Source organism: Halolamina sp. C58 (assembly GCF_051195095.1).
GTDB lineage: Archaea > Halobacteriota > Halobacteria > Halobacteriales > Haloferacaceae > Halolamina.
In genome coordinates, this window is sequence record NZ_JBNTJY010000001.1 from 254,486 (window position 1) to 274,277 (window position 19,792).

Annotated in this window: 29 protein-coding genes and 3 tRNA genes; 23 read left to right on the plus strand and 9 right to left on the minus strand. The window is 68.7% G+C overall.

The window, feature by feature from the left end:
- Positions 1–15: 15 nt before the first annotated feature.
- The 4 genes from ACQUSM_RS01400 to ACQUSM_RS01415 all read right to left on the minus strand — a co-directional run bounded on the left by ACQUSM_RS01400 (position 16) and on the right by ACQUSM_RS01415 (position 1,711).
- Positions 16–339, minus strand: coding sequence for a DUF5785 family protein (locus ACQUSM_RS01400; RefSeq protein ID WP_435115099.1), 324 nt, complete (start codon positions 337–339; stop codon positions 16–18).
- 196 nt (positions 340–535) lie between these two features.
- Positions 536–617, minus strand: a tRNA-Ser gene (locus ACQUSM_RS01405).
- Positions 618–666: 49 nt separating this feature from the next.
- Positions 667–924, minus strand: a complete 258-nt coding sequence (locus ACQUSM_RS01410; RefSeq protein WP_435115100.1) for a hypothetical protein — start codon at positions 922–924, stop codon at positions 667–669.
- 43 nt (positions 925–967) lie between these two features.
- The gene (locus ACQUSM_RS01415; RefSeq protein ID WP_435115101.1) at positions 968–1,711 is read right to left on the minus strand and encodes a hypothetical protein; all 744 of its coding nucleotides are present in this window, start codon (positions 1,709–1,711) and stop codon (positions 968–970) included.
- A 97-nt stretch (positions 1,712–1,808) separates the two neighbouring features.
- Here ACQUSM_RS01415 and ACQUSM_RS01420 point away from each other — a divergent pair, with 97 nt between their 5' ends.
- A complete protein-coding gene (locus tag ACQUSM_RS01420; protein ID WP_435115102.1) occupies positions 1,809–2,018 on the plus strand; it encodes a hypothetical protein in 210 nt (69 codons plus the stop codon).
- Positions 2,019–2,028: 10 nt separating this feature from the next.
- Here the strand turns inward: ACQUSM_RS01420 and ACQUSM_RS01425 are convergent, their stop codons facing one another.
- The 3 genes from ACQUSM_RS01425 to ACQUSM_RS01435 form a co-directional block, all read right to left on the minus strand.
- A complete protein-coding gene (locus ACQUSM_RS01425) occupies positions 2,029–2,664 on the minus strand; it encodes a uracil-DNA glycosylase (protein WP_435115103.1) in 636 nt (211 codons plus the stop codon).
- A gap of 549 nt (positions 2,665–3,213) precedes the next feature.
- Positions 3,214–3,522, minus strand: coding sequence for a hypothetical protein (locus ACQUSM_RS01430; protein WP_435115104.1), 309 nt, complete (start codon positions 3,520–3,522; stop codon positions 3,214–3,216).
- Complete coding sequence (locus ACQUSM_RS01435) at positions 3,512–4,555, minus strand: Mrp/NBP35 family ATP-binding protein (RefSeq protein ID WP_435115105.1); 1,044 nt, start codon at positions 4,553–4,555, stop codon at positions 3,512–3,514. The genes ACQUSM_RS01430 and ACQUSM_RS01435 overlap by 11 nt, the downstream gene beginning before the upstream one ends.
- A gap of 169 nt (positions 4,556–4,724) precedes the next feature.
- On the opposite strand from ACQUSM_RS01435, the gene moaA reads away from it, so the two are divergent.
- Together moaA and ACQUSM_RS01445 are read left to right on the plus strand one after the other, a co-directional pair.
- Positions 4,725–5,753 carry a GTP 3',8-cyclase MoaA gene (gene moaA / locus ACQUSM_RS01440; RefSeq protein WP_435115106.1) on the plus strand — a complete coding sequence of 343 codons (1,029 nt, stop codon included), beginning with the start codon at positions 4,725–4,727 and terminating at the stop codon, positions 5,751–5,753.
- A gap of 44 nt (positions 5,754–5,797) precedes the next feature.
- Positions 5,798–6,667, plus strand: a complete 870-nt coding sequence (locus ACQUSM_RS01445) for a hypothetical protein (protein ID WP_435115107.1) — start codon at positions 5,798–5,800, stop codon at positions 6,665–6,667.
- Here the strand turns inward: ACQUSM_RS01445 and ACQUSM_RS01450 are convergent.
- Complete coding sequence (locus ACQUSM_RS01450) at positions 6,659–8,194, minus strand: hypothetical protein (protein ID WP_435115108.1); 1,536 nt, start codon at positions 8,192–8,194, stop codon at positions 6,659–6,661. The genes ACQUSM_RS01445 and ACQUSM_RS01450 overlap by 9 nt on opposite strands.
- Positions 8,195–8,297: 103 nt before the next feature.
- Between ACQUSM_RS01450 and ACQUSM_RS01455 the strand changes: the two genes are divergently transcribed.
- From ACQUSM_RS01455 to ACQUSM_RS01545, 19 genes are all read left to right on the plus strand, one after another.
- Positions 8,298–8,549 (plus strand): hypothetical protein, encoded by a 252-nt coding sequence (locus tag ACQUSM_RS01455; protein ID WP_435115109.1) that lies wholly within the window; start codon positions 8,298–8,300, stop codon positions 8,547–8,549.
- On the plus strand, positions 8,546–9,382 hold the full coding sequence (locus ACQUSM_RS01460) for a 3-keto-5-aminohexanoate cleavage protein (RefSeq protein ID WP_435115110.1): 837 nt from the start codon (positions 8,546–8,548) through the stop codon (positions 9,380–9,382). The genes ACQUSM_RS01455 and ACQUSM_RS01460 overlap by 4 nt, the downstream gene beginning before the upstream one ends.
- 177 nt (positions 9,383–9,559) lie before the next feature.
- A tRNA-Ser gene (locus ACQUSM_RS01465) sits at positions 9,560–9,644 on the plus strand.
- A gap of 22 nt (positions 9,645–9,666) precedes the next feature.
- The gene (locus ACQUSM_RS01470) at positions 9,667–10,179 is read left to right on the plus strand and encodes a 30S ribosomal protein S13 (RefSeq protein WP_435115111.1); all 513 of its coding nucleotides are present in this window, start codon (positions 9,667–9,669) and stop codon (positions 10,177–10,179) included.
- On the plus strand, positions 10,176–10,706 hold the full coding sequence (locus ACQUSM_RS01475; protein WP_435115112.1) for a 30S ribosomal protein S4: 531 nt from the start codon (positions 10,176–10,178) through the stop codon (positions 10,704–10,706). Before ACQUSM_RS01470 ends, ACQUSM_RS01475 begins: the two co-directional genes overlap by 4 nt.
- Complete coding sequence (locus tag ACQUSM_RS01480) at positions 10,703–11,107, plus strand: 30S ribosomal protein S11 (RefSeq protein ID WP_053948632.1); 405 nt, start codon at positions 10,703–10,705, stop codon at positions 11,105–11,107. Before ACQUSM_RS01475 ends, ACQUSM_RS01480 begins: the two co-directional genes overlap by 4 nt.
- A 3-nt stretch (positions 11,108–11,110) precedes the next feature.
- Complete coding sequence (locus tag ACQUSM_RS01485; RefSeq protein ID WP_435115113.1) at positions 11,111–11,872, plus strand: DNA-directed RNA polymerase subunit D; 762 nt, start codon at positions 11,111–11,113, stop codon at positions 11,870–11,872.
- A 117-nt stretch (positions 11,873–11,989) separates the two neighbouring features.
- Positions 11,990–12,074: transfer RNA gene (locus tag ACQUSM_RS01490), tRNA-Leu, on the plus strand.
- Between the two features lie 42 nt (positions 12,075–12,116).
- Positions 12,117–12,473: a 50S ribosomal protein L18e gene (locus ACQUSM_RS01495; RefSeq protein ID WP_435115114.1), complete on the plus strand. Its 357-nt coding sequence runs from the start codon at positions 12,117–12,119 to the stop codon at positions 12,471–12,473.
- Positions 12,470–12,907, plus strand: a complete 438-nt coding sequence (locus ACQUSM_RS01500; protein ID WP_435115115.1) for a 50S ribosomal protein L13 — start codon at positions 12,470–12,472, stop codon at positions 12,905–12,907. The genes ACQUSM_RS01495 and ACQUSM_RS01500 overlap by 4 nt, the downstream gene beginning before the upstream one ends.
- A complete protein-coding gene (locus ACQUSM_RS01505; RefSeq protein WP_379731574.1) occupies positions 12,901–13,299 on the plus strand; it encodes a 30S ribosomal protein S9 in 399 nt (132 codons plus the stop codon). The genes ACQUSM_RS01500 and ACQUSM_RS01505 overlap by 7 nt, the downstream gene beginning before the upstream one ends.
- 12 nt (positions 13,300–13,311) lie before the next feature.
- Entirely contained in the window at positions 13,312–13,506 is a 195-nt protein-coding gene (locus ACQUSM_RS01510; RefSeq protein ID WP_053948627.1) for a DNA-directed RNA polymerase subunit N, read from the plus strand.
- A complete protein-coding gene (locus ACQUSM_RS01515) occupies positions 13,503–13,685 on the plus strand; it encodes a DNA-directed RNA polymerase subunit K (RefSeq protein WP_079233229.1) in 183 nt (60 codons plus the stop codon). Before ACQUSM_RS01510 ends, ACQUSM_RS01515 begins: the two co-directional genes overlap by 4 nt.
- Positions 13,682–14,929, plus strand: a complete 1,248-nt coding sequence (eno, locus tag ACQUSM_RS01520; RefSeq protein ID WP_435115116.1) for a phosphopyruvate hydratase — start codon at positions 13,682–13,684, stop codon at positions 14,927–14,929. The genes ACQUSM_RS01515 and eno overlap by 4 nt, the downstream gene beginning before the upstream one ends.
- The gene (gene rpsB / locus ACQUSM_RS01525) at positions 14,926–15,684 is read left to right on the plus strand and encodes a 30S ribosomal protein S2 (protein WP_435115117.1); all 759 of its coding nucleotides are present in this window, start codon (positions 14,926–14,928) and stop codon (positions 15,682–15,684) included. The genes eno and rpsB overlap by 4 nt, the downstream gene beginning before the upstream one ends.
- A gap of 347 nt (positions 15,685–16,031) precedes the next feature.
- Positions 16,032–16,553 (plus strand): transcription factor E, encoded by a 522-nt coding sequence (gene tfe / locus ACQUSM_RS01530; RefSeq protein ID WP_435115118.1) that lies wholly within the window; start codon positions 16,032–16,034, stop codon positions 16,551–16,553.
- Positions 16,553–17,245 carry a DUF2110 family protein gene (locus ACQUSM_RS01535; RefSeq protein ID WP_435115119.1) on the plus strand — a complete coding sequence of 231 codons (693 nt, stop codon included), beginning with the start codon at positions 16,553–16,555 and terminating at the stop codon, positions 17,243–17,245. Before tfe ends, ACQUSM_RS01535 begins: the two co-directional genes overlap by 1 nt.
- Positions 17,246–17,255: 10 nt before the next feature.
- Positions 17,256–18,044 (plus strand): DUF5803 family protein, encoded by a 789-nt coding sequence (locus ACQUSM_RS01540; RefSeq protein WP_435115120.1) that lies wholly within the window; start codon positions 17,256–17,258, stop codon positions 18,042–18,044.
- 55 nt (positions 18,045–18,099) lie between these two features.
- Positions 18,100–18,546, plus strand: coding sequence for a DUF5796 family protein (locus tag ACQUSM_RS01545; protein WP_435115121.1), 447 nt, complete (start codon positions 18,100–18,102; stop codon positions 18,544–18,546).
- 120 nt (positions 18,547–18,666) lie between these two features.
- Here ACQUSM_RS01545 and ACQUSM_RS01550 read toward each other — a convergent pair whose 3' ends face one another.
- On the minus strand, positions 18,667–18,801 hold the full coding sequence (locus tag ACQUSM_RS01550; protein ID WP_435115122.1) for a DUF7128 family protein: 135 nt from the start codon (positions 18,799–18,801) through the stop codon (positions 18,667–18,669).
- Positions 18,802–18,967: 166 nt separating this feature from the next.
- Here ACQUSM_RS01550 and hisF point away from each other — a divergent pair, with 166 nt between their 5' ends.
- The gene (gene hisF / locus ACQUSM_RS01555) at positions 18,968–19,783 is read left to right on the plus strand and encodes an imidazole glycerol phosphate synthase subunit HisF (RefSeq protein WP_435115123.1); all 816 of its coding nucleotides are present in this window, start codon (positions 18,968–18,970) and stop codon (positions 19,781–19,783) included.
- Positions 19,784–19,792: the final 9 nt, after the last annotated feature.

Genomic DNA, 19,792 nt, shown 5'->3' on the forward strand with positions numbered 1-19,792 from the left:
AAGGCGGGCAGTCGCTCAGGCGTCGACGAACTGCTCGGCGCCCTCGTAGAACCAGTAGCCGTTCTCGCGCATCACCGCACCGAGGGTACGGTGGAACTCGACGAAGTCCTCGAACTCCTCGGCGTCGACGTTCTCGAAGATCTCTTCGACGGAGACCACCTGCTCGTGGCTGATCCGGACCGGGTGGTCGCCGTAGTCGGCGACGTACTCCTCCGCGGAGAGCGGGAAGTCCTCCTCCTCGTCGATCTTCTTGGCCAGTACGGCGTGACCGTACTTGCGGCGGCCTTCGCTCCCCTGCTCGCCGTCCGGGTCGTGGGGCCAGTCGTCGGCGTCGCTCATTACTCGGTCGTTCGCCCGACCGGCCCAAAGCCTTTGCGTTCGACGCGGTCGGGATCTCGACGCCGGAGGAGTGGCTCGCGTACTTGCGAGCCGCAGCATACGGTGGGACTGGGATTTGAACCGCGAGAACTCGCTTCGCTCGTTCTCTGGGCTACAAATCCGACACGCGTCGCTCCTCACTGTCGTTCGGAGACGACGGTGGGACTGGGATTTGAACCCAGGAGGCTGACGCCACCGGTTTTCAAGACCGGCGCAATAGGCCACTCTGCCATCCCACCGCGCGTCCGGCCGTACTGGCTCGGGTGGGTTGAACCTACCGTTCCGGCGTCACTCCACGCGTGCGTACCGAACCCCCAACCAGAACGCGGCCGCAGGGACGAGCAGGTACGTGTAGGCGCTGCCGAGCATCGTGTACGTCACCACGGTCTGGCCGGGACTGCCGAACGTCGGTAGCCACGCGGGGAACCCGGACTCTACCACGCGCTGGACGACGACGTCGAGGGCACCTTGGAGGGCGAAGATCCCCACGACCAGCGCGACGAGGCCGAGGGGGTAGCGGAGCCGTCGGGAGTTTCGGACCGACATATTTCCCGGTTCCGCACGCGCCGGTAAAAGCCTTGGGCGGCCGTTACTGCCGATCGAGGCCGTTCTCGTCCACGACCAGCCCGTACTCCTCGATCAGCGCGGTCGTGAACTCGGGGACGGCCCGCTCGGCGGCGACGCGCGCGCGGACCTCCGCGACCACGCTCGCGAGGTCGTCACCGGTCTCGATCGTCGGCTGGGTCGGGACGAACTCGGTGTCGTGCCCCTCGCCGCGGGCCAGCTCCGCGAGCGTGTTCAGCGCCGGCGGCGCCATCGCGTCGGTGAAGTCGACCGTGTCGGTGAAGCCGGCGTAGTACACCGAGCCGCGGGCGCCGGGACCCAGCACCACCTCGTTGGAGCGGAGCTTCATCGCCGCGGAGTCGATCCCCGTCCGCGTGACGAACGGCGTGTTCCCCGGCAGCACGACGACGGAGCGGGCCTCCTCCTCTTCGAGCAGGTGGGTGACGGTGTTGCCCACGCGGGCGCTGGTCGTCGAGCCGACCTGCGGCTCGAAGCGCACGTCGCTCACGTCCTCGAGCGCGTCGGCGGCGAGCGCGCGCAGCTCCGCCTCGGGGGCGGCGTCGGTCCGATGTTCCTCGGGGAGCAGCTCCTCGGGCCGGTAGTTCACCAGCAGGCTGGCGCCCGAGCGCTCGACGGCCCGCATGGTGTCTTTCGCTATCGCGGCCGCGAGCTCGGCGGCCTCCGACTCGGTCAGCGGGCTCGTCGCCGCGAGGTCGGGAAAGCGGAGTCCGGGGCGTGGCGGATCGGCGAGCAGCACGACGACTGTCATCGTCGACTGTCGGCTCGGCGCGCGCTTGAATCCGGCGGGTCGCGACCGCCGGAACGTCGAGCGCCGCGCTTAAGCGACTGCCCGCTGACGCGCCGGTATGCTCGACTCCCGCGCGGCCGGACTGCTCGCGTCCGGTATCACCTCGGCGTTCGCCCTCGGCGGGCTTGGGACGTTCCTGCGACGGCTCCCCGACTCGGCGGCGCTCGCGCCGACGGCGGCAGTGTTCGCGTTCGTCGTGCTGGTCGTCGCCGCCGGCGTCGTCGTCGGCAGCCGCAGTGTTCCGGACGAGACGGCGTACTGGACGTAGCGCCGAGCGACTACCGACTCCTGCGCCCCTTCGTCTGCCGGTAGTCACGCGAGAAGACGTTCTCTTTGACGTGCTCGACGAACGCGGCCTCCTGTGCGTCGGTCTGCTCTCCGGGCGGGATCATGGGGACGAGTTCGAACCCTCGCCCCCGGACGGTCGTGGCGTGCTCCTCGGTCACGTCGAAGCTGTCCGGCGACCGCGTAGTGTACTCGATCGCGAGCTCTCGCAGCGCGCGGTCGCCGATGGGGACGATGATGTGGGGGTTGATCATCCGGAGTTCGGCGTTGAGGAACGGCTCGCAGTTCCGCACCTCGTCGTCGGTCGCCGGCCGCTCGGGGTGGCGACAGCGCGAGAGGTAGGTGAGGTAGGCGTTCTGGAGGTCGGGCTCGGCGGCGTCCGGCGAGGAGCGCGAGAAGCCGAGTTCGGCGAGGATACGCTGGATCCGCTCGCCCGCGGCGTCGCCGGTGAACGGCACGCCCGTCGCTTCGGCACCCGCGGTGGGCGACTCGCCGACGAAGACGAACTCCCCGCCGGCGTCGCCGTAGCCGTGGACTACCTGCTCGCGGCAGTCGGCGAGGGCGGGGCAGTTCCGGCAGTCCTCGTCCATCGCGAAGGGGTTCGCGAGGTCGTCCTGATGGGCGTCCACTACTCGTGGTGAGGTTTGGCGCGTGGAAAAACGGTTCGCTGCTGATTTGGGGTGGGTTTTGGGTGAGTGGTCGCCGACGGCACCGCGACCGCGAACAGCGGCCGCATCTCGATCGCTGGCACCTTGTGACTGCAGTGCGCCGGGCATGAAGCCCGGCGCGGCACCGATTCCCCACCCCTCCCCCCGCGAGCGCCGTGAGTGGCGCTCGCGAGGCGTCCACCGCCACCGCAGTTGCGGTGGCGCGTGACGTGAGCAAGGCGGGACCGGAGGTCCCGCTGGCAGTGCGGGCGACGCGTGGGTCGCCCGCACGACCCCTCAGTGGGCGAACGAGCGCGCGAGGTCCTCGCGAGTGAAACGAGCGAGGACACGAGGGAGCTTTGCTCCCTCGGAGGACGAACGAGCGAACGGACGTGAGCGAGTGAGTCGGCTGGGGAGGATCGAGGGCTGTACGGGGCGGTGCGGTCGCAAGTAGTCAGGCTCCGAGATGCTGTTGCTGTCCGCTGCCCATTCCGAACCAAAGCAAAACCCGACCCAAACCACGAAATCGCCCTATTCGCCGTCCGGATCCAAACCGCCCTGCTCCCGGACCTCCAGAATGTGGCGCATATTCATGTAGATCTCCGGGATCGAGGTCTCCTCGCCCTCCTTGTACAGGTCCGAGACGCGGTAGAGGAACGCTCCGATCTGGGACGCCTCCGAGGAGTCGTCGCGGGCGCGGATCTCGTCGGCGACCTCCCGTAGCGTCTCCCGCTTCTCCGCGTTCTCCGGGAACGTCGCGTCGCCCTCGGGCGCCATCTCCCAGTCCGGTTCGTCGTCGCCCGCGCCGTCGGCGCCGGTCTCGCCGTCCTCACCAGCCATGCTGCTGGACGCTCTGCCGGCGGATCACGCCGACGTTGTTGGCGACGTTCTCGGTCAGCACGCGGAACGCGTCGGCGGTTTCGCCCTCCCGGAGCACGACCGGCTTCCCCTCGTCGCCGCCCTGTCGGATCTCGGGGTCGATCGGAATCCCGCCCAGGAACGGCAGGTCGTTCTCGTCGGCCAGCGTCCGACCGCCGCCCTCGCCGAAGATCTCGTGCTCGTTCCCGCAGTCCGGACACCGGAACGAGGCCATGTTCTCGGCGATCCCCAGCACCGGCGTCTCGTGCTTGCCGAACATCCGCAGCCCCTTCCGGGCGTCGTCGACTGCCACCTCCTGTGGCGTCGTGACGACGACCGCGCCCGTCAGCGGCAGCGTCTGGAGGATGGTCAGCTGGGTGTCGCCCGTGCCCGGCGGCAGGTCGAGCACCATGTAGTCGAGCTCGCCCCACTCCACGTCCTCGACCAGCTGCGTGAGGAGCTTGTGGACCATCGGGCCCCGCCAGATCACGGGGTCGTCCTCGCCGGAGAGGAACGCCATCGACATCAGCTTCACGCCGAACTTCTCGGGCGGGATGATGGTGTCCTCGTCGGTCGCCCGCGGCGCCTCGTCGGCGTCGAGCATCCGCGGCACGTTCGGCCCGTACACGTCGGCGTCGAACAGGCCCACCTCGGCGCCGAGCTTCGACAGACCGGCGGCGATGTTGACCGCCATCGTCGACTTCCCGACCCCACCCTTCCCGGAGGCGACGGCGATGATGTTCTTCACGCCCGGCAGCACCTGATCCTCGCCGTCCTGATCGTCGGGGATGTTGGCCGAGAGCTCGACCTCGAGCCCGGCGTCCTCGAGCGTCTCCCGGACCTCGGCGGCGATCGCCGACTCGTGGGGAGCGTACGGCGCCCCGAGCGCGAGCGATACCTTCGCGGTCCCCTCTTCGACTTCGATGGCGTTGACCAGTCCCAGCGACACCAGATCGTCGCCGAGGGAGGGGTCCTCGACCTCCGCGAGCAGGTCGCGTACGGCGGCTTCGTCCATAGCTGAAGGTGGCGCGTTCGGCTAATGAGGGTTTTGAAGCCGGCTCCCGGCGCGGGGTCGATTTTGTACCCGCCGATACCACCACACCGACTGTGGCGAAACCACGAACAGTTACAATCCGGGTGCCAGCACCCGGAGGCTTAAGCCCGTCCGGACGAACCGTAAGCCAATGCCGCTCTCGGACGAGTTCGGCCGCGAGGTGACGGGGGTCCGGGTCTCCCTCACCGACCGGTGTAACTTCGACTGCGTCTACTGTCACAACGAGGGGCTTGGGGACACCCGCGGACCGATGGAGCCCGGCGACGACGAGATGGACACCGACGACGTGGTGCGCTTCCTCGACGTCGTCTCGGAGTACGGCGTCGACTCGGTGAAGCTCACCGGCGGCGAGCCGATGCTCCGGCAGGATCTGGAGGAGATCATCCGGCGCGCGCCCGACGAGATGGAGGTGTCGATGACCACCAACGGGACGTTCCTCCCGGGGCGCGCCGAGGACCTGAAGGAGGCGGGACTCGACCGCGTGAACGTCTCGCAGGACGCGCTCGACCCCGACGAGTTCGCCGAGATCACCAAGTCCGGCGCCTACGAGAAGGTGATGGAGGGCGTCCAAGCCGCCGTCGACGCCGGCCTCGCGCCCGTGAAGCTCAACATGGTCGTGTTCGAGCACACCGCCGGCTACGTCGAGGGGATGGTCGAACACGTCGCCGAGAACGAGGGGCTCCAGCTCCAGCTGATCGAGTACATGCCCGAGCTCACGGGCCGGCCGGAGTGGAACATCGACATCCAGCGCGTCCACGACTGGCTCGACGACATCGCCGAGCACGTCGAACACCGCGAGATGCACGATCGGAAGCGCTACTTCGTCAACCCCGAGACGGCGGCGTCGGTCGCCGCTTCCCCCCAGCCCTCCGAACTCGACGAGTTCCAGGGCGGGATGGTCGAGATCGTCGACCCCGTCGAGAACGCCGACTTCTGTGCCAACTGCGGCCGCGTCCGGGTGACCCACGAGGGGTATCTGAAGGGCTGTCTCAACCGCAACGACGACCTGCAGTCGATGGGCGAGATGAGCCGCGAGGAGATCCGCGAGACGTTCGAGCAGGTGGTCGCCGAGCGCGTCCCCTACTACGGCGAGTACCTCGTCGAGAACGACCGCGGCGAGTACGAGATCAACGAGAAGTACATCTCGGCCGCGGACTGATCCCCCAGTAGTTTTACGGCGTTCTCGCCGGTAGCGTCCGGGCGATGCCCTCCTTCGGTGCCCGCCTCGGTGACAGCGTCGACCGACTCGCCGAGCACGGCCTGTGGCGGTACGCGCTGGTCCCGCTGCTGCTGTCCGCGCTGAACGGTCGACAGATACGGAACGTCCTCGGCGCCGACTACGACTTCCACGCCGGGATCTCCTTCGGCGTGCCGATCCCGGTGACCGACGCGTGGTCGTTCGTCTCCACCCCGACCCCGGGCGGCGGCGTCGCGGTCGGCCCGACCGCACTCGCCGGCGTCGTCCTGTTCGCCGTCGGGATCGTCCTACAGGGCGTGTTGCTCGCGGGCTACCTCGGCGGACTCTCCCGGGGCGTCCGTGGCGAGCCGCCGGCGTTCGGCGCCGCGATCCGGGAGTACTGGCTCCCGTTTCTGGGGTTCGCGCTCGTGCTCCTCGCGATGTTCCTGCCGCCCGCGCTGCTCGCGCTCGGTCCGGCCGGGCTCCGGGGACTGCTCGTGCTCTGGCTGCTGGTGTTCGTCGTCGGCGGCTACCTGCTGTACGCGGCGCCGTTCCTGATCGTGCTCCACGACGTCGGTTTGGGCCGCGCACTCGGCTGGAGCGTCTCGCTGGCGACCGACGGGGGCGCGTACCTCCGCTACGCCGCCGCCTACGCGGTAGTGGTGCTGCTCATCTCGGTGCCGGCGACGCTCGTCGTCGCGAACCTCTCGATCCTCGGTGTGCTGATCGGGATCGTCGGGCTGGCGCCCGTGGGGCTGGTGCTCGACACCGCGACGCTGGTGTTCGTCGGCGACCTGACCGACGCGGCGGGGTTCGGCGGCGAGAACGGGCGAGCCCACCGGGCCGGACTCTCGCCCGCCCCGGACGAGCGCGAGGCCGGAACTGACTCAGCGTAGCGACCAACCGCCGAACATCGTCCCGTACCGCTCGAACAGCGTCGACGCCAGCCGGCGTTCGACGGGCGTGAAACCGAGCAGTTTGAGCGTCGCCGCAAACGCAAGCAGTCCCGCGAGGGTGCCGGCGACCGCGCCGACGACGCCCGGGGCGAGCGCACGGGCACCGAGTGCGATCCCCGCGTACGGGACGGCAGCCACGAGCGGGAAGCCGTGGCGCTTCGTGAACGGCTGGAGCCCCTCCAAGTGGTAGAGCACGAGCACCTCGATCCCGTTGTTGAGCGTGAGCATCAGGAGGTACGTCCAGACGACGCCCGCGAGGTCGAACCGGAGGGTGAGCGGGACCGCGACGACCGCGAGCACGGCCGTGATCGCGACGTTCGTCACCAACAGCGCGCGCTGGTGGTCGGTCATCCGGAGCAGGATGCCGACGCTGCCCGCGGCACAGGCGGCGACTTGAGCGAGCACGAACAGGACCAGCAGCGGCGCGTACGCGGTGAACGTCGGGCCGAACGCCGCCATCACCGTCTCGCGGTAGACTACCACGGGCACCGCGGCGGCGACGACGCCGACGAGCACGAGCCGGCTGGTGACGTGGTAGAGGCGGGCGAGCGCCTCCCCGTGGCCCTGCTCGTTGAGCGCGGCCGCGACCGGCGGGATGAACTGATTGATCGCCATCAGCGGCAGGCGGACCAACTGGGAGATCAGCACGCCGACGGAGAACACGCCGCCCGCGACGCCCGAGAGAAGCACCGCGATCAGGGGATAGAACCCCAGCCGCTGGGTGGTCGTCGCGATCCCGCCGAGGAACAGCGGGATCGTGTAGTCGAGGTACCGCCGGCGGAGTGCGGGGAGGTCGGGGCCGCGCAGGCGCGGGCGGAACCCGCGTGCGCGGATGATCCAGACCGCGGCGCCGACGCCGGTCAGCCCCATCACCGCCAGCACGCCCCCGGCGACGAACACGATGTCGCCGAGGACGAACGCGCCGACGACGCCGACGACCAGCTGTGCGGCGGGGAACGCGAGCCGGAGCGTGAGGTTCAGCGGCGCGACCGCCTCGATCCCCCGGAGCACTTCTGTCACCGTGAACAGCCAGACGCTCGCGGGCATCCCGAGCGCGAACACCCGGACCAGCGTCTCGAACTGCGCGCTCTGCCCGGCCATCGCCGTGAGCCGCGGCGCCGCGAGGAACAGGCCGGCGCCGAAGACGGTCGAGACGCCGAGCAGCAGCAGCGACGCGAACGTCGCGAGCGCGTTCCGCTCCGCCTGATCGGCGGTCGGGAGGAACCGACTCAGCCCGTTCCGAAACCCCAGCACGATTCGGGCGAGGAACCGTTGAATGCGCCGGGCCAGCGCGAACAAGCCGTACGGGGCCGCACCGAGCCCGTTCGTGAGCGCGGCGGTGAAGACGACGGTGAGCCCGCGCTGGAGGAGGATGCTCGGCACCGAGACCGCGGCGCCGTGGGCGACCCGCTCCAAGGCGTCGTCGAGCCGACGAGTCACGTCGTCGGCGGACTCGTCGGGGGACACGCTGCCGGCTACCCGGAACGCCCGAAAAAGTCCAGCGGTCCCCCGGCGGTGTGTGGTGTGCCACCGAAGGTAGCTTCATGGGTCGGCGGCGCCACGTTGAGGTATGTCCGACACCTGCGAGTTCTTGGAACGCCGGGGGGCCGGCGACGAGGAGTCGTTCGACGGCGAACGGCCGTACTGCACCGCCGTCGACGCGTTCGTCCAGCCGATGCGGGCGGATATCTGCGCGAAGCGCTACGGCCTCGACCCCGAGACCGACTGCGAGTTCTACCGCGAGGCGAAGGGGCTCGGCTCGATCACCGGCTTCGAGGCGGACGGCGAGAACGATTCGGGGGCGGAGGAGGCGGGCTCGTGAGCTACGACGACTACCGCGACGGGAAGCCGCTGATCGTCACCGCCGCGCTCACCGGCGGGGTCCACGGGAAGGAGGCCAACCCGAACGTCCCCGAGACGCCCGCCGAGGTTGCCGAGGCGGCGGCGGCCGCGGAGGATGCGGGCGCGAGCATCCTCCACCTCCACGCCCGCGAGGACTCCGGGGAACGGGCGTTCTCGACCGAGCGGTTTCAGGAGCTGACCGAGGCGGTCCGGGCGGCGACCGACGACGTGGTGATCCAGCACTCCACCGGGGGGACGGCGGCGCCCGACGCGCTCCGGGCCGAGCCGCTGCGGACCGACCCCGCGCCCGACATGGCGTCGCTCGACATGGGGCCGCTGAACCGGTACGACCACCTGACGAGCGAGAACACCCGGGCGCTGGTCGACGCGCTCCACGAGGAGATGCAGGCCCGCGGGATCAAGCCCGAACTGGAGGTGTTCAACGGCGGCCACCTCAACGAGTCGCTGCGGATCTGGGACGAACTCGACGAGCCGCCGTACGTGAACCTCGTGTTCGGCGGCGGAACGACGACGATCCCCTCGCCGCGGAACCTCCTCAACATGGTGGCGAACGTCCCGGACGGCGCGGAGTTCAACGTGCTCGCGTTCGGCCCCCACCAGCTCCCCCTGACGACGATGGGGATCCTCCTCGGTGGGCACGTCCGCGTCGGGCTGGAGGACAACCTCTACTACGCGAAAGGCGAGCAGGCCGAGAGCAACGCCCAGTTGGTCGAACGAACGGTCCGGATCGCCGAGGAGCTGGGGCGGCCGGTGGCGTCGACGGCGGAGGCGCGGAAGATTCTGAATCTGTAGCCGGCGAGCCCGCGTCGGGCGATCGGCCCGCCGCCGTCGGCGGTGTTCCCCACTCACACACCCTCCCCCGTTCCGTGATGTTTAAGTGTACAGTCCCGGAAGCGATGGGTGTAGTGAACTGTAGGGGCGCGGCGTCCCGAGTCCGACGGAGTCGGGCGACGATAGAAGACAACGCGGGTTGCGGTAGCCTAGCCTGGCCCAAGGCGCAGGGTTGCTAACTCTGTGGCGCACAGCCTCCGGGGTTCAAATCCCCGCCGCAACGCTCGCACCGACACCAACCAGATATGAGTGCAGAAGAACCAGCGGACGGCGAGGCGGAGGGGGACGAGGACCTCCAGTACTTCGTCCGGATCGGGCAGACCGACCTGGACGGGACCAAATCCGTCGAGCGGTCCCTCAGCGAACTCAAAGGCATCGGCAAGCGCATGGCGCGCATCGTCGCCGACGAGGCCGACGTAGATCGGCAGGCGACGTTCGGGCGCCTCGAGGACGACGAGATCGACAGCGTCGTCGAGGTCGTCGAGAACCTCGGCGACCACGTCCCCGAGTGGATGGCCAACCGGCAGAAGGACTTCTTCTCCGGCGAGACCACCCACGAGACCGGGGGCGACCTCGAGGAGTCCCGGCGCCACGACATCAACCGCATGAAGATGATCAGCTCCTACAAGGGCGTCCGCCACGAGCGCGGGCAGAAGGTCCGCGGACAGCGGACCAAGTCCACGGGTCGAACCGAGGGGACCATCGGGGTCAACATCGAGGAGATCCGCGAGGAGATGGAGGAGGATGAGGCAGAATGACGACAGGTAACGCCACCAAACGCTACGAGACGCCGAACCACCCGTTCCAGGGCGAGCGTATCGCCGAGGAGGCCGGACTGGTCGACCGCTACGGGCTCGAGAGCAAGGAAGAGCTCTGGCGCGCACAGTCGCGCCTGCGCGACTTCCGCCGCGAGGCCCGACGGCTGCTCGGCGCCGCACAGGGCGACGTCGAGGCTGCCAACGAGCGCGGCGAGGAGTTCGTCGCCCGGCTCCGGAAGATCGGCATCCTCAACGAGAACGACGACATCACCGAGGTGCTGGGCCTCGACGAGACCGACGTGCTGGAGCGCCGCCTCCAGACCGTCGTCTACCGACAGGGGCTGGCGTCGACGCCCCAGCAGGCTCGGCAGTTCCTCGTCCACGGCCACGTCACCGTCGACGGCGCTCGGGTCACCGAGCCCTCGAAGTTCGTGACCGTCTCCGAGGAGGACACCATCGAGTTCGACGAGAACTCCGTCCTGGCGGACGAACTCCACCCCGCACGCGCGGAGGGTCAAGACGAATGAGCCAGAGCGAGTCCACAGCCGACGACGACGAGAAGTGGGGTATCGCACACGTGTTCGCGTCGTTCAACAACACGCTGATCACGGTGACCGACGCCACCGGCGCGGAGACGGTCGCGAAGTCCTCCGGTGGGACGGTCGTGAAGCAGAACCGCGACGAGGCGTCGCCGTACGCGGCCATGCAGATGGCCGAGGCGGTCGTCGACGACGTGAAGGCCGCCGGCATCGGCGGCGTCCACGTCCGCGTTCGCGGTCCGGGCGGCAACGACACCAAGTCCCCGGGGCCGGGCGCACAGGCGACGATCCGAGCGCTCGCCCGCGCGGGGCTGGAGATCGGCCGCATCGAGGACGTCACTCCGCTTCCCCACGACGGGACGCGCGCACCCAAGAAGAACCGACTGTAACACATGGCAGACGAATTCGACGTCGAGTTCATCCGAGGCGACGATCGCGAGGCGCGGATCCTCGTGCGCGGTCTCACCCCGGCCTTCGCCAACGGGCTCCGCCGGGCGATGATCGCGGACGTGCCCACGCTCTCGATCGACACGCTCCACGTCGTGGAGAACTCCTCGGTGATGTTCGACGAGATGATCGGGCTCCGACTCGGGCTCGTCCCGCTGACGACGCCCGACGACTTCGAGTACGGTGACACCGTCACCCTCGCGCTCGACGTCGAGGGGCCGGACACGGCGTACTCCGGGGACATCGAGTCCTCGGATCCCGACGTCCAGCCCGCCGACGAGGACATCCCGATCATCCAGCTGAACGAGAACCCCAGCGGCGAGAACCAGCGCATCGAGCTGGAGGCCGAGGCCGTCCTCGACGACGGCAAGAGCCACGCCAAGCAGTCGGGGGGCGTCGCGGTCGGCTACCGCCACCTGCGGAAGGTGTCGGTCGTCGGCGAGCGCGGCGAGTTCGACGAGGAAGAGACAAACATCCTCCGCGGGGTCATCGAGACCGAGGAGGGTGAGCTGGTCCCGACCGACGAGTTCGATCACGACCTGACCGAGCGCTACCCCGGAAAGGAACTCGAAGTCGAGGACGTGCCCGGGGCCTTCGTCTTCCACGTGGAGACGGACGGCTCGATGACGGTCGAAGAACTGGTGCTCCGCGGGATCGAGTCGATCGAGTCACGCGCGGACGAACTACAAGAGAAAGTCGCAGTCTGATGTTCCCAACCCCACGCCACCCCGACGCAAGCCCCCGATCCGGGAGCCGCGGCGCCGGCGTGTCGTGGGTGCGGACCGAAACCGCTTTCAAGGGACATCGAGTACACGAGAGTGCAGGCAGGGATAGCCAAGTCAGGCCAACGGCGCAGCGTTCAGGGCGCTGTCCTGTAGAGGTCCGCAGGTTCAAATCCTGCTCCCTGCACTCTCAGTTTTCCGGAGGCAACTCCACTTTAGAGGTCAATCCATGAGTAGCAACAAGACGAACCCGAGACTAGGGAGCCTCATCGCCGAGCTCAAGTCGGTCTCCCGCGACGTCGGTGCCAACGTGTGGGCCGACGTTGCCGAACGGCTTGAGAAGCCGCGCCGCACGCACGCCGAGGTCAACCTGGGTCGCATCGAGCGATACGCCCAGGAAGACGAGACGGTCGTCGTGCCCGGCAAGGTGCTCGGTAGCGGTGTGCTCCAGAAAGACGTTACCGTCGCCGCGGTCGAGTTCTCCGGCACCGCCCGGAAGAAGATCGACCAGGTCGGCGAGGCAGTACAGCTCGAACAGGAACTCGAAGACAACCCCGAAGGCAGCAACGTGCGGGTGATTCGATGAGCGTCGCCGAGTGGGAGGCCGACGTCGTCGTCGACGCCCGTGACTGCATCATGGGTCGCGTCGCCAGCGAGGTCGCCCAGCGCGCCCTCGACGGCGACCGCGTCGCCGTGATCAACGCCGAGCAGGCGGTGATCACCGGCAACGAGGAGGCCACGATGGAGACCTACCGCACGCGAGCGGATCTGGGCTCGGACTCGGGGCCGTACTACCCCAAGCGTCCGGACCGCATCTTCAAGCGCTCCGTGCGCGGGATGCTGCCGTACAAGCAGGATCGCGGCCGCGAGGCCTTCGAGAGTGTCCGCATCTACGTGGGCAACCCCCACGACCGCGACGGCGAAGTGCTCGAGGGCACCTCGCTCGACCGGCTCTCGAACATCAAGTTCACCACGCTCGGTGAGATCTCCGAGACCCTCGGCGCCAACAAGACATGGTAACGAACACGTCCGGCAAGAAGAAGACGGCCGTCGCCCGCGCCACCGTGAGCGAGGGCGAGGGTCGCGTTCGCATCAACTCCCAGCCCGTCGAGCTGGTCGAACCGGAGCTCTCGCGGCTCAAGATGCTGGAGCCGTTCCGCATCGCCGGCGACGACCTCCGCTCGGAGGTCGACATCGACGTGTCGGTCTCCGGCGGCGGCTTCGCGGGGCAGGCCGACGCGGCCCGCACCGCGATCGCCCGCGGACTCGTCCAGCACCTGCAGGACGCCGAACTCCGCGACGCGTACATGGAGTTCGACCGCTCGCTGCTGGTGAACGACTCCCGGCAGTCCGAACCGAAGAAGTGGGGCGGGCCCGGCGCGCGTGCCCGTTACCAGAAGTCCTACCGCTGAGGTGATCAATCCATGATGATACCCGTCCGGTGTTTCTCGTGTGGCAAGGTCATCGGGGAACACTGGGAGGAGTTCGAGGAACGAGCGCGTGACGGCGACGAGGACCCCGCGGCGGTGCTCGACGACCTCGGCGTCGATCGGCACTGCTGCCGGCGCATGATGGTGAGCCACCGCGATCTGGTGGACGTCGTCTCCCCCTACCAATGAGCACGGACACGGAGTTCAACCGGTACGAGAAGGCCCGCATCATCGGCGCCCGAGCGCTGCAGCTGTCCTACGGCGCGCCGGTGCTGGTGGAGACCGACCGGACCGAACCGTACCTCATCGCGGCACAGGAGTACGACGCCGGTGTCCTGCCGTTCACCGTTCGACGGGAGGGCAAATGACGCGCATCAGCGGCGTCTCGCTCCGGCGCGTGCTCGACTCCCGTGGCAACCCCACGGTTGAGGCCGACGTGCTGACGCGATCGGGCGGCTTCGGCCGCGCGACCGCCCCCTCGGGGGCCAGCACCGGCGAGCACGAGGCCGTCGAGCTCCCGCCCGGCGAAGCGATCGCCGCGGCCCGGAAGCACGCGGTCCCCCGGCTCGTGGACGAGGTCCACGCGGGGAACCAGCGCGAGGTCGACGCCGCGCTGCGCGGCGCCGACGGCACCGAGGATTTCTCGGAGATCGGCGCCAACAGCGCGGTCGCCATCTCGATGGCGGCGGCGAAGGCCGGCGCCGACGTGCTCGGGGCGCCGCTGTACCAGCATCTCGGCGGGACGTTCCGCGGGGACAACTTCCCCGTGCCGCTGGGCAACGTCGTGGGCGGCGGCGAGCACGCCGCCGACGCGACCCACATCCAGGAGTTCCTCGCGGCGCCGGTCGGGGCCCCCTCCGTCGCGGAGGCGGCCTTCGCCAACGCCGCGGTCCACGAGACCGTGGGCGAACTCCTCACCGAGCGCGGCGTCCCCGCCGCGAAAGGCGACGAGGGCGCGTGGGCGCCGTCGATCGACGACAGCGAGGCGTTCGAGATCGTCGCGACGGCCTGCGAGCAGGTCGCCGAGGACGTGGGATTCGAGATCGAGTTCGGTCTCGATATGGCGGCCTCGGAGCTCTGGGACGGCGACGCCTACCAGTACGGCGAGCGGTCCCGGAGCCCCGCGGAGCAGATCGACTACGTGGCCGAGCTGGTCGCGGAGTACGATCTCGCGTACGTCGAGGACCCCCTGGAGGAGAACGACTTCGAGGGGTTCGCCGAACTCACCGACCGAGTCGGTAGCGAGGCTCGGAGCGCCTCGAACGCGAGCGGGCGAAGCCCGCGAGCAGAGGAGACGCTCCTGTGTGGGGACGACCTGTTCGTCACCAACACCGAGCGACTCCAGCAGGGTATCGAGCGGGGCGCGGGCAACAGCATCCTGATCAAGCCGAACCAGATCGGGACGCTCTCGCTGGCGGTCGACGCCATCGAGACCGCGACCCGCAACGGGTTCACGCCCGTGATCTCCCACCGTTCGGGAGAGACAGAGGACACGACGATCGCACACCTCGCCGTCGCGACCGGCGCACCGTTCATCAAGACGGGCACCGTCGGGGGCGAGCGAACTGCCAAACTCAACGAACTCATCCGCATCGCGGAGGACGCTGTATGAGCGAAAGCGAGAACGACGACACAGAACCCGCCGAGGAAGAGGTGGCCGACGAGGTCGCCGACTCCGACGCGGCGGCAGAGCCCGCCTCGGACGCCGAGGCAGAAACAGAGCAGGCCGACGAGGCCGAGGAAGAGGAGTCCCGGTTCGACGAGAACGTCATGCCGGACGAGGAGGAAGCAGACCTCCTCATTCCCGTCGAGGACTACCTCTCCGCCGGGGTCCACATCGGGACCCAGCAGAAGACGAAGGACATGGAGCGGTTCATCCACCGCGTCCGGGACGACGGTCTGTACGTGCTCGACGTGAGCCAGACCGACGGCCGCATCCGGACGGCGGCGGAGTTCCTCTCCAACTACGACCCCGAGCAGGTGCTCGTCACCTCCTCGCGGCAGTACGGCCGGTTCCCGGCCGAGAAGTTCGCGGACGCCATCGGCGCCCGCGCCCGCACGGGTCGGTTCATCCCGGGCACGCTGACGAACCCGAAGTACGACGGCTACATCGAGCCCGACGTGGTCGTCGTCACGGACCCGATCGGCGACGCACAGGCGGTGAAGGAGGCCATCACGGTCGGCATCCCCGTCATCGCCATGTGTGACTCGAACAACGCCGTCTCGAACGTCGACCTGGTCATCCCGACCAACAACAAGGGTCGACGCGCGCTGTCGGTGGTCTACTGGCTGCTGGCCAACGAGACGCTGGACCGCCGCGGCGCCGAGCCCAGCTACGCCCTCGAAGACTTCGAGGCCGGGCTGTAGGCCCGTCGAGATCCTTTCTGCGTTCAGTTGTCCGGGTAGCGGCGGCGCCGTGTGTCGTCTGAATAGCTCTCGGTCGGGGTCCTGAAGTGGATTCGTTTCCGTGGGCGACGTGACACCGCTACGTTGGGAGCGAGTGACGGAGTCCTCGTGAGTGAATCGAACGGGGGCAGCGAGAGGATTCGCGTCACACAGCGGGGCTGCCGGGCTTTCACGGGATGGCTGACCGAGTTCCGTCGTCCACCAGCCGATCAATCACGGTTCACTCACTTCCACCAACGAACCGAACGTCTCGAACGAAGACCCGGAACCCACAACGTTGAAGCGCGTGCCACTTTTAGGTCACCGCAATGGCTTTTGAGGAACTCTTGGAGGACCCGGTGATTCAGAAGTACCTCCACGACTTGGTCGGCCCCACGGGGATGCCCGTCGCCGCCGCCCCCCCGGACGGCGAAGTGACGGACGAGGAACTCGCGGAGGAGCTCGGCCTCGAACTCAACGACGTGCGCCGCGCGCTGTTCATCCTCTACGAGAACGACCTGGCGGCGTACCGTCGGGTCCGCGACGAGGACTCGGGCTGGCTCACCTACCTCTGGACGTTCCACTACGAGAACATCCCGGAGAACCTCGAAGAGGAGATGCACCGCCTCGCCGACGCGCTGGAGCAGCGACTCGAGTACGAGACCGAACACCAGTTCTACCTGTGTGAGAACTGCTCGCTGCGCTTCGAGTTCGAGGAGGCGATGGAGTTCGGCTTCGAGTGCCCCGACTGTGAAACCCAGCTCGAGGCGATGGAGAACACCCGGATGGTCGAGGCCATGGAGTGGCGGCTCGACCAGCTCCGCGACGAGCTCAACGTCGAGGCCGCCTGATGGTCGTCCTCGCAACCAAGTGCTACGTCGAGGGTAGCGCCCGCAAGCGCGCACTCGACAGTCTGGACTCGCTCGTCGCGAACGATCTCGCCGACCTCGACGTCGACTGGACCGTCGGCGTCCGGGACGACGAGTTCGTCGCCGTCACCGTCGAGGGCGAGGACGCGACCGTCGCCCGGAACGTCCTCCGGGACCGCTGGGGGGAGATCACCGACCACTTCGACCACGGCGAGATCGCTATCGGCACGCTCCAGTCCTGGAGCGACGACGGCTGGACGCTCGACGCGGGCCAGCCGATCGAGATCGACGCCGACGATCTCGGTCTCGGCCCCGGCGACGGCTCGCAGATCCGGGATCGCTTCGGCGTCGTCCAGCACACGCCGCTCCAGTTCGTCTACGACGAGAACGGCGACCACCGACTCGCCGAGGAGAGTCAGGACCTGCTGTACGGCTGGACCCGGAACGACGATGAGGGCGCCGACTCCGGCGGCCGACTCAACGTCAACTCCGCGACCCGCGGGGAGGTGCGCGCGACGCTGAACCGCGCGGGCCACGCACAGGACATCATCACCGTCGAGCGGCTGGGGCTGCTCGAACAGAGCGTCGTCTGCGCCGCGGGCACCGATCCGCCGGGGCTGCTCGCGAGCGTCGGCGAGTACCTCCCCGCCGAACTCAAATGCGTCGTCCCCTGAGAACTGAGAGATGAACCGTCGACTGCTCGCGCTGGTCGCGCTCGTCGGGCTCGTCACCCTCAGCGGCTGCATGGGCGGGCTGGGCGGTGGCCCCACCAGTCCCGACCGACTCGACGAGCCGCCGGCACAGCCGTACGACTGGGACGCCGAGGACGAGGTGCACATCACCGTCACCAGCAACGTCACCTACCGCGCGGTGTACGACCGCTCGGCGGTCAACGAGAGCATCCGGCTCTCCCGCCCCGGCTTTCTCGGAACGGACCAGCCGCTCACGATCAGTTCGCTGCGCTACCGCTACCCCAACGGGACCACCATCAACGGCTCCGCGTTCGGCGACCACGGCGGCGACGTGCGGACGCAGAACAACCACCTCGTGATCGAGCCGCCGGGCGAGGACGGCCGGCTGGCGTACTCCGGCGAGAGCACGCCCAAGCAGTTCACCCACCCCGTCGCCGTCGAGGGCGGGAACTACACCGTCGTCCTCCCCGAGAACCGCGAGGCGTCGATCCCGCTGTTCGGGCGGATCGCGCCGCCCGCCGACTCGACGTCGGTCGTCGACGGCCACCTGACGATCGAGTGGACCGAGATCTCCCGGGAGTCACTCTCCGTGCGGTTCTACCTCCCGCGTGACGTGCAGATCTTCGGCGGGCTGGTGGTCGGCCTGCTGGGCGTCGCCGTCGCCGGCGGCACGTACTACCGTCGCGAGATCCGGAAGCTCGAACAACGCCGCGAGGAGATGGGACTCGACGTCGACATCGAGCAGGACGACGACGAGGGGCCGCCGCCGGGGATGCGCTGAGCGGTCGGCGACGCGTGACGCGGCCCTTTTGCGTTCGCGGGCGCTACGCCGGGGTATGTCCAACCGGAACGACGTGCCCCCCGACACGGTCGGTGTCGACCTCCGTGAGGAGGGCGTCGTCGTCGAGTACGCCGACGGCCGCGAGACGCTGTACCGAGGGGTTCCCAGCGTCGAGGAGGGCTCGGTCCGGACCGGCCCGGGGAAGGAGTGTCACCTGCTCGTCACCGACCCGACCGAGAGCGAGGGGGTGATGCTGTACGTCAACGATCGCAAAACCGAGGACGAGATCCTCGAGGACACCGGCGTCGGCCGCGTGATGATCGACCCCGGCGAGGAGGAGGAAGTGTTCCCCGGCGTGATCGCGCGCCACCTCGAAGGCCGGCGGATCGAGGTCGAGGCCGACCCCGACGTGGCCCGGGGCCGCGTGTTCGTGTTCGTCGAGGACGACTGGGGCGAACAAAGCTTCGAGATCGTCGGCGTCGACGAGTCCGACGGGACGTAGCACCGGAGCACCGACCACAGGACGGCGGCCTCGGCTCTCGAACCGCGCCCGGTGCCGAACGGACGGGCGGATCAGCGCTAGCGACGTACTGGTCTCCGGCAGGCGGCTCGAGAGCTGGGGCTACTGGAGGTACGAGGGGTCGTCGCCGGCGCAGTTGTCCTCGTGCTGGCTGGCGTCGCTTTCGTCGTCGAACAGGAGCCCGCAGTTCTCACACTGGTACCACGTCATCCCGTCGCGCTCCGTGGCGTCGACCATACTCGGACGTGTGGACGGACGGCGTAAATCGCTTCCGGCGATCGGCCCGCTCCCGTCGCCGGGTTTCGCTCGGGCCGGGTGATCGCTCCTTCCGTAACGTGCAAATGGGTGGCCCGCCCAGCGAGCGTATGCGCGGACCGTCGACAGACGCCGCCCAGCCCACACAATGACGCTCACCAAACGGGTCATCCCCTGCATCGACGTGGACGTGGACGAGAACGGCGACCCGGCCGTCTACACCGGCGTCAACTTCGAAGATCTGGACTACACCGGCGACCCGGTGGAGATGGCTAAGCGCTACAACGAGGCCGGCGCCGACGAGTTCGTCTTCCTCGACATCACCGCCAGCGCGGAGGGTCGGGAGACGATGCTCGACACGGTGTCTGCGGTCGCCGACGAGGTGTTCATCCCGCTGACCGTCGGCGGCGGCATCCGGACGACCGACGACATCAAGGAGACGCTCCGGGCCGGCGCGGACAAGGTCAGCATCAACTCCGGCGCGATCGCGAACCCGGACCTGATCGACCGCGGCGCCGAGGCGTTCGGCTCGCAGTGTATCGTGATCTCGCTCGACGCCCGCCGGCGGTACGACGAGCAGGGCGAACACTACGAGCGCGTCGACGGCGAGTCCTGCTGGTTCGAGTGTACCGTCAAGGGCGGCCGCGAGGGCACCGGGATCGACGCCGTCGAGTGGGCCGAGGAGGCCGAGTCACGCGGCGCGGGCGAGCTGTTCGTCAACTCCATCGACAAGGACGGCACCGAGGAGGGGTACGACATCCCGCTCACTGCGGCGGTGTGTGACGCCGTCTCGACGCCCGTGATCGCCTCCTCGGGCTGTGGCTCGCCCGCGGACATGTACGAGGTGTTCACCGAGGCCGACGCCGACGCCGGGCTCGCGGCCTCGATCTTCCACTACGAGGACTACACGATCCAAGAGGTCAAGCAGTACCTCGCCGAGCGCGGAATCCCGGTCCGGATCTGATTCTTCCCG